The following is a 10328-nucleotide window of genomic DNA, read 5'->3' as shown; positions in this document are numbered from 1 at the left end:
GAAGTAGACGATTTTTCTACCAACACGATTTTTAACCATAAAAAGACACCTCCATATGCATTTGATAATATTGTACCAAATTCAACTTGGAGGTGTTTTTATTTAATTCTCATTTACGGAGGTCACTTCAATGTTGTTTCAGCCTTTTTACTTACTTAAAAAAAGATGAGAGTTTAAAGAAAAAATTCTAGTATGTGAAGAATTTTAGTATTTTTCCTTATAAAAGCGTGCTATTTTAAGGATTACGATTTTCAGAAAATCTATAATATGGTATACTTCTACTATGTGACAGTCTAGACATCGGCTGTTAGACGATTAGATGATAAAGAAGGGAAATGAATAAGGTGTTTGAAAAGTTATTAGATCGACTATCAAGTTTTAAGGGGAAAACTGAAAAAATCTATCGTCATGATTTATTTTTAGAAGAGGAATTATCTCCAGCGCAATATTGGGAATACTCTGATAAATTAGCCTATTATTTACAGGAAAGATTGCAAGATAATCGTCAACCAATCGTTGTTTATGGACATAAGCATCCAATGATGCTCGTCTATTTCTTAGCCTGTGTTAAATCAGGACGTGCATTTTGTCCAGTAGATGTAAATACACCCATTGATCGAGTACAAGATATTATTAAAACGGTACAATCACCAGTTGTATTAACAAGTGAAGTAATTGAGTTAGAAACTCCATTATTAGATGTTTCAGCTACTAAAGAAATTATTCGCACAACTTCTGAAAGTATCGATCCTAAATATTATGTAAAAGATGAAGATATTTTTTATATTATTTTCACTTCTGGAAGCACAGGCAAACCAAAAGGGGTTTCGATTACGTATGATAATCTAAATCATTTCTTAAAATGGTATACAGGTTATTATACAAATAAAGGTCCACAAGTATTTTTAGGGCATCCGCCATTTTCATTTGATTTGTCAGTAATGTCTTTATGGCCATCGCTTTATATGAATGCGCCATTAATACAAATTGATAAACAGCATTTACAAGATTTTAAGGTTTTATTTAACACATTAAAAGAATCAAATGCTACGGTTTGGATTTCAACACCGTCATTTGCAGAGATGTGTTTAGTTGATCCAAGCTTTAATCAAGAATTATTGCCACAAGTCAATCAATTTGTTTTCTGTGGAGAAAAATTATTCGCCACAACTGCGCAAAAATTATTAGATCGTTTCCCAAATGCTGAAGTCGTAAATACCTATGGGCCAACAGAATCTACTGTAATGATTACATGGGTATCAATTACAAGAGAAATTTTGGAACAGTATCCAAATAATTTGCCAGTCGGTGTGATTAAACCAGGAACAACAGTTACGATTGATGGAGAACAGAGTGGAGAAATTATTATCCAAGGGGATACAGTTGCGAATGGATATTATCAAAATCCAGAAATGACGCAGAAAAGTTTTATTATCCCTGAAGTTGGAGAACGTAGCTATAAAACGGGAGATTTAGGTCATTTTGAAGGAGAATTATTATTCTGCGAAGGACGTATTGACTTCCAAATCAAATTACATGGACATCGTATTGAATTAGAGGATATTGATAATAATTTATTGAAAAATCCAAAAATTCGCCAAGCTGCAACGGTTCCATCTTATGCAGAAGATGGGAAAATTAAATCTATCATTTCTTATGTAGTTTATACAGAAGAAGTTGAAAGCCGATTTGCAACGGGTAAATTGATTAAAAAAGATTTAGCGCAATATGTTCCAGAATATATGATTCCTAAAAAAATCGTCTTTTTAGATGAAATGCCATTAAACAATAATGGTAAGATTGATAAGAAAAAATTAAAGGAGTTATAGAATGGAGTATTTTGATGGCTTAGATTTCTTTGGAACATTGTTTTTTGCACTGATTCCAGTAATTCTCTTACGATTATTTGAAAAATCGGTTTATTGGATTACTTTTGTTCTATCAATTGGAATTGCGATAGCAGTCTTTAAAGAGCAACCGAACCATTTTATAAACTTAGTCATCTTTATTGTAGAAACTTATTTATTAGTTCGATTAGGCTTTCATTTTAGAGATAAGAAATCTACGAAATATCCTATTATATTTTTTGCGAGTTTATTATTAATTGCCGCAAAAACAGTTATTGTATTGAAAGTTTCTATTTTTGGATTTTTGGGCATTTCTTATATGACTTTCAAAGTGTTACAAATTATATTTGAAACATATGATGGAATTATAAAAGAACCAATAGGTTTGATTGATTATCTTCAATTTTTATTATTCTTCCCAACCATTAGTTCGGGACCAATTGATAGAAGTAGAAGATTTATGGAAGATATTCATCAGACAATTCCGAGAGAAGAATATGTTGAATTATTAGGAACTGGATTATTTAGACTATTATTAGGATTAGTTTATAAAGTAGTTTTATCTGGACTATTGTATTTAGCAATGAATCATATTCCACATAAAGGGTTGTTATTTACAACGGTTTCCTATATGTATTTGTATACATTTTACTTATTCTTCGATTTTGCAGGATATAGTTTGATGGCAGTCGGTGTAAGTAATATTATGGGAATTCAAACGCCTATGAACTTTAATAAACCATTTTTAAGTATCGATATTAAAGATTTCTGGAATCGTTGGCATATTTCGTTGTCAACATGGTTGAGAGATTTTATTTTCTCAAGAATTGTAATGAAGTCAATGAGACATAAATGGTTCAAAACTCGTTTAACAACAGCAATGGTAGCGTATATGCTCAATATGATATTCATGGGGTTCTGGCATGGGCTTTCATGGAGTTATATTATTTATGGTGTGTATCATGGAGTTTTAATGGCTGGCTTTGAATGGTATCAGAAGAAATCTAAATTTTATAAAAAATATAAACAGAAAACAGCTTATAAGGTTGTCAGTTGGTTTGTAACCATGCATTTAGTGATGATTGGTTTACTCATTTTTTCTGAGAAACCATATGAATTTATTATAAAATTATTGACGAAATAATAAGAGGTGAACATCATGTTAGAAGAAAAAGTTTTAGCAATCATTGAAGAAATTTGCGAAGATGATGTCATTTATGAAGAACGTGACATTAATTTAAAAGAAGAAGGTCTAATGGATTCGTTAGCTTTTGTGGAATTATTAGTTCGAATGGAAGAGTTTGGTATCGAAGTAGCTCCAACAGAAGTAACTTATGAAGAAATTGATACCCCAAATAAAATTATTCAATATATCGAAACTAGGGTGAAACAATAATGAAGAAAATTAAGGCCCTAGGAATAGCCTTGGTACTTGCGTTACTTACTCTTGGGGTATATGTTCATGTAATAAATCAGAAATTAGCAGATTATTATCATGTAAGTGATAATAGTATTCGCTATAATTTCGAATATACCAAATACAAAAGTAGAGACATTATAAAAGATAATATAGATGATAAAACTTTAGTAGTGTTTGGTTCGTCTGAATTGAGTACTCCAAGTAATTATCCATTCCATATTAAGCATCTTTTTAATTATGATGATTTTCATATTATGGCTGTAGGTGGAGGGAATTTTCAAAATATTATTCAAGCTTCAATGTTAGGTTCATTATCGGATAGTATTCCTAAACAAAAATTTATTTTAAGTGAATCATTTATTTGGTTTGATCAATATGGAATGAATCCAAAAGCATTTTTAAGTCGTGTATCGAATGAGCATGTGTACTATACATTGAAGAATCCTAAACTTAGTCATGAGACAAAAGAGAAATTTATAAATCGTATATTAGAATTATCCAAAGATAATAAATTTGTGCATCAAAATTTTGAAAGATACAAACGTCGATTATTGGATAATAAAGGAACAGTATTAGATGATTTATTAAATTGGTTCGATGTGGAAAAATATATACTTAATAATAAGATTGCCTTTTATTTTACAGGGAATGTTAAACCAATACCTTCTAGTGGAGAGAAAACTCCTCAGTATGATTGGGCTGAAATTCAAAATAAGTATTTAGATGAAGCAAAAAAAGCAACAGATAATAATGAATTTTACGTTGAAAATCGCCAATATAATGCTGAAATTAAAAATCGTAAAGAAAAACTAAAAAATAAGTACTCTAATTATAAATATGATCAATCAACAGAATATGATGACTATGCATTAGTATTACAAATGGCTAAAGAATTAGGGTTAGAAGTAGAAGTCGTTAATTTCCCAATTAATGGACGTTGGTATGATTATATTGGTATTGGTAAAGATCAAAGAGAGGTTTACTCTAAAAAGTTAGCAGAAATTACTAATTCATATGGATATAAACTTATGGATTTAACACCAAAGGAATATGAACCTTATGTTATGTATGATACGGTTCACCCTGGATGGAAAGGATGGCCTGAAGTTGCTGAAGAAATGTATAAATTCTATCAAAAAGATTAGTGAAAAACATGAATTATTTGTATGGACAATGGCATTTTATGTTTTATTTCTAGTATTAGGCTTATATCTACTTCATGCAGATTTTTCAAATGTAGCAGAATTTGTCTACAGTGCTTTTTAAAGAATATAAAAAACCACACGATTTTTGTCGTGTGGTTTTTGTTTTAGAATTGAATATTTAATAACTCTAACATTTCGTGATAAGCTTTTTCAATTCGTTGACGAGTTGTTTCATCAACAGTATTTGCGTATTTTGCACCTGGTAAATAATCTTCTGCTAGAAATACTTGATAATCATATGCTTGATAGCCTTGGAATGTACGATTAATTGGAGTACGAGAAACCCATGTTGGATGAGCTTGTACGCTTGTTAAGGTTGTTTGATTGCCTTCTTTTTGAATCGTAATATCCATAATGACACCACGCTCGGTCCAAATTTTATCTAATGTTTCAATTCTTTGGTTAGATAGTAAGTTCCCCATTGAATAAATGATGAATTTCTTTTGCCCATCTTTTTCGATAGTTTCAGTAGGTTCAGCAACGTGAGGATGCCCTCCAAATACAACATCTGCTCCCCATTCAATCATTTTATGATAAGTGTCGACTTGAGCGTCAGTTGGTGTTAACTGATATTCTACTCCCATCTGAGGCATAATGATTGTAAAATCAGCGATTTGTTCAGCTTTTTCAATTTGCTCTTTTACTTTATCCATGTTTAAGTCATATAAATGATTATCGTAATCTTCTTTAGAAATACTTGCTTCAATTCCGTTGAATCCGTATGAAAATCCTAAAATAGCGACCTTAATCCCGTTTACTTCTTTGACTAAAATTCCTTCATTTGGATCTACCTTTACTCCGAAAATATCTAAACCGGCATTTCTAAAAGCTGTAGCTGTATATTTTAATCCACTAATTCCTGTATCTAAAATATGATTATGAGCTAAGTCTAAAACATCATATCCAGCATCTTTAATACTTTGAACAACTTCTTCAGGGGCATTAAAAATCGGATAGCCGGCTAAAGGTCTATCTGGATTAATCGTACCTTCAAAGTCTCCAAGAGCTAAATCAGCTGAAGAAACGAGTGGAGTAATTTGCTCGTAATCATTTTTGAAATCATAGGTTTGTCCATCAAAGGCACTTCCATAAACAATGTCATGATATAGCATATCTCCACTAGCTGTAATTCTAGCGGTATGGACTTCCTTATCTTCTGAAGCGGTTGAAGAACTTTGCTGATTTGTAGATACATTTTTAGTTAATAGCTTATTTTCATTATTAATAATTGATGGAATATTTAAAATGAAAATGACAATAGCGAGTGAGGCTATTGCGATAAAAGCAAATAATAGTTTTGCGAAACGTGCTTCTCTAACTGCACGTTTATGATATGAACTGTTTTGACGTTGGTTCATATTAATCCCTCCCAAATTGTTTATACTATCACTATTATAAAACAAATTAGGAAAATTTCTATAAAAATTCTAAGAAAATTCTTATATTTATTGAAATGATAATATATGAAATATTATGAAAAGAAAAATAGATTATGAAATTATTTCATAATAATATTCTAAATAACTAGCTATCGAACGAATTTTGGGGTATAATAGCAACGTAAAAATAAATACTAGGAAACTAGTATAAGGAGGAAATTTTAAATGAGTCGTTTAGTAAGTATGACAGAAATGTTGAACAAAGCTAAAGAAGGTAAATATGCCGTAGGTCAATTCAACATCAATAACTTAGAATGGACACAAGCTGTTCTAACTGCTGCTCAAGAAGCAAAATCACCAATCATCTTAGGAGTATCTGAAGGTGCTGGTAAATACATGGGTGGCCCATTAGTAGTTGCAGCTATGGTAAATGCATTATTAGAAACTATGGATATCACAGTCCCAGTTGCATTACACTTAGACCATGGTTCATCTGTAGATGTATGTAAAAAATATATTGATGCTGGTTTCAGCTCAGTAATGTTTGACCACTCTCATTATCCAATTGATGAAAACATTGAATTATCTAAAGAAGTTGTAGCTTATGCACATCCAAAAGGTGTTTCTGTAGAAGCTGAAGTAGGTACTGTAGGTGGTACTGAAGATGGCGTAACAGGCGGAATTAAATATGCTGACTTACACGAATGTGAACGTATGGTTAAAGAAGCAGGTATTGATGCTTTAGCAGCAGCTTTAGGTTCAGTTCACGGAACTTATGCAGGTGAACCTGTATTAGGATTTGACGAAATGTTAGCTATTTCTGAAGCTACTGGTGCTCCATTAGTATTACACGGTGGATCAGGTATTCCAGAATATCAAATCAAAAAAGCAATCGAACGTGGACATGCTAAAATCAATGTTAACACTGAATTACAACAACAATGGACTGCAGCAGTTCGTGCTAAATTAAATGCAGATGCTAATGTTTATGACCCACGTAAAGTTATCAAACCTGGTTTTGATGCAATCGTTAAAGTAACAAAAGAAACTATGGATATCTTCGGTTCAACTGGTAAAGCTTAATTTTAATCAGAGAAGAGATTCAAAAGGCGAGAGAAATCTCGCCTTTTTTGTTCGAAAAAAGTAGTATTTTAATAGTATTTAGAGTAAAATGTTTCTAAATGAAATGAAATTTTATGATAAAAAGGAGAGAAAAATGAAAGTAAAAAAAAGGATTACAAAAGGGGCAAGATTTTATTTACTCTTTAGTTTGGTTACCATTTTCATATCTTCTATTACTATGCTAAAAAATGTTGTTAGTTATACTGAACCAATTGAAGAGATTTATATTAATCAGCCTTTTAATGAAAAGGAAGAAGATGAGGTTCAAGTAATTCGAATTTATGATATCGAAAAAGTAGAATTACCAAATGAAAAAGAAGTCTTTTATATCATTGAAGATGAATTAGGTTATCATATGTTAAAATCAGTAAATGATAAATTAGACGAGCTTGCAGAGGAAGCTAGCAAACTGTCAAAAGTAAGACCATTTGATAATAAATTAATTTTATTAAAAATAAGAGTCGTTCCTGAATTTACATATGGAAGAAGAGGAAGAAAAATTGTAAAGATTTCTCCAGAAATGCAGCAGGATTTTGAAACTGTTTTTCAACAAAGTAATTTAGCGAAGAAAAAAGAAAGAGAAGCGAAAAATGATACAATTTTAGGGTATATCTATCAGGTATCATTCCTAAGAACAGACATCTATTTTGATGAATTTGATAAGTTTGATTTATGGATTGAAATGGGAAAAGATTTAATTTTTCTTATTGTGGGATTAGGATTTTTAGTAGCAGCTGGAAAAATTATTTATCATAACTATAAGAATTATAAAGAATTATTCGAACTGTTCCCAGAAGTTCAAGGTCATATGAATCTTTTAGTGGAAAACGCCGAGTATGTTTCAAAGGATTTTGCTTTATTAGTTTATAAAGGGCATATTATTATTCATGCGGATGAATTTTATTTTGAATCATTGAATAAAATTCGTGGTATTCGTAAGTTTAAGAAGAGTTATAAAGGAATTGGAGAATATTACTTACGAGTGAAATATAAAAACTCTGATGTTCCTTATGAATTATCGATTGGACACTTTGCAAGTAAGAGACATGTTGATGACGAAAAATGGTTAGAGGAGAATTATAATATTCTTGCGGAGTTCTAACAGTAAGATTTTCCTATACTCGTAAATAAAGGTTATATAAGAATATAAAAGAGACAATCGGTGGTTGAAGGACAATTATCAATTAGCCAATGATTTTCGTAGGTAATCAAGGCCATGAGTTACTAATGAGTGACTTATGGCTTTTTTTGTAAAAAATATATAAAATTAAATATAAAATTCGAGAGTTTTGACAAATAAGTACAAAATCGTGTATGATAAATTATGTTTCTGAAAATAAATTGCTAAGAAAGGTAGCAACATAGGATAGCGCCAGGCTTATCATTAAGAATGATAAGTGACGAGGATTGAGTTTATCGAACGATTCGGCGGGTGACTCAAGGCAGTGCAGTCTACAGCAATATACAAAAATCTCTGCGGGGATACAAAATTTTTGCATGCACCAGAAACAATGAAAAATTTGTTTGAAGGAAACCCTTCATTAAAGGAGACTATATATATGTGTGGAATTGTAGGATGTATTGGAGATAACCGTATTCAAACGGTCATTTTAGATGGATTAGAAAAATTAGAATATCGTGGATATGATTCAGCAGGATTATTTATTGCAGATGCTGATGGTACAACACAATTAGTAAAAAAAGTAGGACGTATTGCCAACTTGCGTGAAGCAGTGGATGAATCAGTTCCCGCTTTTGCAGGAATTGGGCATACTCGTTGGGCAACTCATGGACCAGCAACAGAAAATAATGCTCACCCACATCGTTCTCAAAATGGACGTTTTACTTTAGTTCATAATGGAGTGATTGAAAACTTTTCTGAATTAAAAGAAACTTATTTATCACATGTAAACTTCCAATCTCAAACAGATACAGAAGTTGCAGTGAACTTAGTAGAATATTTTGCAGAAAAAGAAGGTTTATCTGGTAAAGAAGCTTTCCGTCGTGCGTTAAAAGAAATTCGTGGATCATTTGCATTCGGTTTATTAGATGAACAAGCTCCAGGAGTATTATATGCCGCAAAACATAAAAGTCCATTATTAGTTGGAGTAGGAAATGGATTCAATGTTATTTGTTCAGATGCTATGGCAACTATTTCTCAAACGGATACTTACTTAGAAATTAAAGATGAAGAATTAATTACCATTACAAAAGACAAAGTGGAAATTGAAACAATTGATGGAAAAGCAGTGGAACGTGCACCATTTAAAGCAGAATTAGATGCAGATGATATTGAAAAAGGTGCTTATCCTCATTACATGTTAAAAGAAATGGATGAACAACCTGCCGTATTACGTCGTATTATTAAAGAATATACAAATGAAGCTGGTGAATTAGAAGTTCCTAGTGAATTATTAGAAGAAATTGGACAAAGTGATCGTGTTTACGTTGTAGCTTGTGGGACAAGTTACCATGCTGGATGGATTGGAAAATATTTATTAGAACAATTAGCAGGAATTCCTGTTGAAGTATTTTTAGCAAGTGAATTTGCATATCATCAACCAATTTTATCTGAAAAACCATTCTTTATTTTCTTAACACAAAGTGGAGAAACAGCAGATAGCCGTCAAGCATTAGTAAAAGTGAATGAAAAAGGTTACCCTTCATTAACGATTACAAATGTTAAAGGTTCGACTTTATCTCGTGAAGCAACTTATACATTATTACTTCATGCAGGACCAGAAATTGCAGTAGCTTCAACAAAAGCTTATACAGCACAAATTACAGTAATGGCTGTATTAGCAGAAGTATTACGTCGCACAAAAGGACGTCCTCAAACATTTGATATGAGTCATGAATTAGCCGTTATTGCTTCTGCAATCGAAGGTGTATTAGACGAAAAATCTGTTGTAAAAGAATTAGTGGATCAAAACTTATTAGATACAGCGAATGCATTCTATATTGGTCGTCATTTAGATTATTATGTAGCAATGGAAGCAGCATTGAAATTAAAAGAAATTTCATATGTACAAACTGAAAGTTTCGCAGCTGGAGAATTAAAACATGGTACAATTGCCTTAATCGAAGAAGGCACACCAGTTATTGCTTTATTAAGTGAACCAGTAGTTGCAAGCCATACAAGAGGAAATATCGAAGAAGTAAAAGCACGTGGAGCTAAAACAATGGTTATTGCCATGGAAGGAAGCGAACGTGAAGGAGACGATATCGTATTACCAAAAGTACAAATGGAATTAGCACCAATTTTAAGTGTTGTTGTGACACAATTGATTGCTTATTACACATCTCTTGGTAAAGGATTAGATGTTGATAAACCAAGAAACTTAGCAAAATCTGT

The 10328-nt window shown here is 31.6% G+C and carries 8 protein-coding genes; 7 read left to right on the top strand and 1 reads right to left on the bottom strand.

Annotated elements, in window-relative coordinates; translation table 11 throughout:
• Positions 1-335 precede the first annotated feature (335 nt).
• Genes dltA through dltD form a run of 4 tightly spaced genes read left to right on the top strand, consistent with a single transcriptional unit; the run spans position 336 to position 4412 of the window.
• Positions 336-1829 carry a D-alanine--poly(phosphoribitol) ligase subunit DltA gene (gene dltA / locus RYK07_RS08210; protein WP_314853384.1) on the top strand — a complete coding sequence of 498 codons (1494 nt, stop codon included), beginning with the start codon at positions 336-338 and terminating at the stop codon, positions 1827-1829.
• A gap of 1 nt (position 1830) precedes the next feature.
• On the top strand, positions 1831-2991 hold the full coding sequence (gene dltB / locus RYK07_RS08205; RefSeq protein ID WP_314853382.1) for a D-alanyl-lipoteichoic acid biosynthesis protein DltB: 1161 nt from the start codon (positions 1831-1833) through the stop codon (positions 2989-2991).
• A gap of 15 nt (positions 2992-3006) precedes the next feature.
• A complete protein-coding gene (dltC, locus tag RYK07_RS08200) occupies positions 3007-3243 on the top strand; it encodes a D-alanine--poly(phosphoribitol) ligase subunit DltC (protein WP_020991407.1) in 237 nt (78 codons plus the stop codon).
• Complete coding sequence (dltD, locus tag RYK07_RS08195) at positions 3243-4412, top strand: D-alanyl-lipoteichoic acid biosynthesis protein DltD (RefSeq protein ID WP_314853380.1); 1170 nt, start codon at positions 3243-3245, stop codon at positions 4410-4412. The genes dltC and dltD overlap by 1 nt, the downstream gene beginning before the upstream one ends.
• Before the next feature lie 164 nt (positions 4413-4576).
• On the opposite strand, the gene RYK07_RS08190 is transcribed toward dltD, so the two are convergent.
• Positions 4577-5830 (bottom strand): CapA family protein, encoded by a 1254-nt coding sequence (locus tag RYK07_RS08190; protein ID WP_314853379.1) that lies wholly within the window; start codon positions 5828-5830, stop codon positions 4577-4579.
• 246 nt (positions 5831-6076) lie between these two features.
• Between RYK07_RS08190 and fba the strand changes: the two genes are divergently transcribed.
• From fba to glmS, 3 genes are all read left to right on the top strand, one after another.
• Positions 6077-6934 carry a class II fructose-1,6-bisphosphate aldolase gene (gene fba / locus RYK07_RS08185; protein WP_314853377.1) on the top strand — a complete coding sequence of 286 codons (858 nt, stop codon included), beginning with the start codon at positions 6077-6079 and terminating at the stop codon, positions 6932-6934.
• A gap of 217 nt (positions 6935-7151) precedes the next feature.
• A complete protein-coding gene (locus RYK07_RS08180) occupies positions 7152-8075 on the top strand; it encodes a hypothetical protein (RefSeq protein WP_314853376.1) in 924 nt (307 codons plus the stop codon).
• Between the two features lie 457 nt (positions 8076-8532).
• On the top strand, positions 8533-10328 hold a 1796-nt coding region (glmS, locus tag RYK07_RS08175), incomplete at its 3' end, for a glutamine--fructose-6-phosphate transaminase (isomerizing) (protein ID WP_314853374.1).

It is taken from the genome of uncultured Granulicatella sp. (assembly GCF_963528315.1).
Lineage (GTDB): Bacteria > Bacillota > Bacilli > Lactobacillales > Aerococcaceae > Granulicatella.
This window is presented reverse-complemented; position numbering and strand designations above follow the sequence as displayed.

Excerpts from the sequence above, each read along its gene's own strand:
- dltA (WP_314853384.1), top strand. The coding sequence starts at position 336 with ATGAATAAGGTGTTTGAAAAGTTATTAGATCGACTATCAAGTTTTAAG.
- dltB (WP_314853382.1), top strand. The coding sequence starts at position 1,831 with ATGGAGTATTTTGATGGCTTAGATTTCTTTGGAACATTGTTTTTTGCA.
- RYK07_RS08190 (WP_314853379.1), bottom strand. The coding sequence starts at position 5,830 with ATGAACCAACGTCAAAACAGTTCATATCATAAACGTGCAGTTAGAGAA.
- RYK07_RS08180 (WP_314853376.1), top strand. The coding sequence starts at position 7,152 with ATGCTAAAAAATGTTGTTAGTTATACTGAACCAATTGAAGAGATTTAT.
- fba (WP_314853377.1), top strand. The coding sequence starts at position 6,077 with ATGAGTCGTTTAGTAAGTATGACAGAAATGTTGAACAAAGCTAAAGAA.
- dltD (WP_314853380.1), top strand. The coding sequence starts at position 3,243 with ATGAAGAAAATTAAGGCCCTAGGAATAGCCTTGGTACTTGCGTTACTT.
- dltC (WP_020991407.1), top strand. The coding sequence starts at position 3,007 with ATGTTAGAAGAAAAAGTTTTAGCAATCATTGAAGAAATTTGCGAAGAT.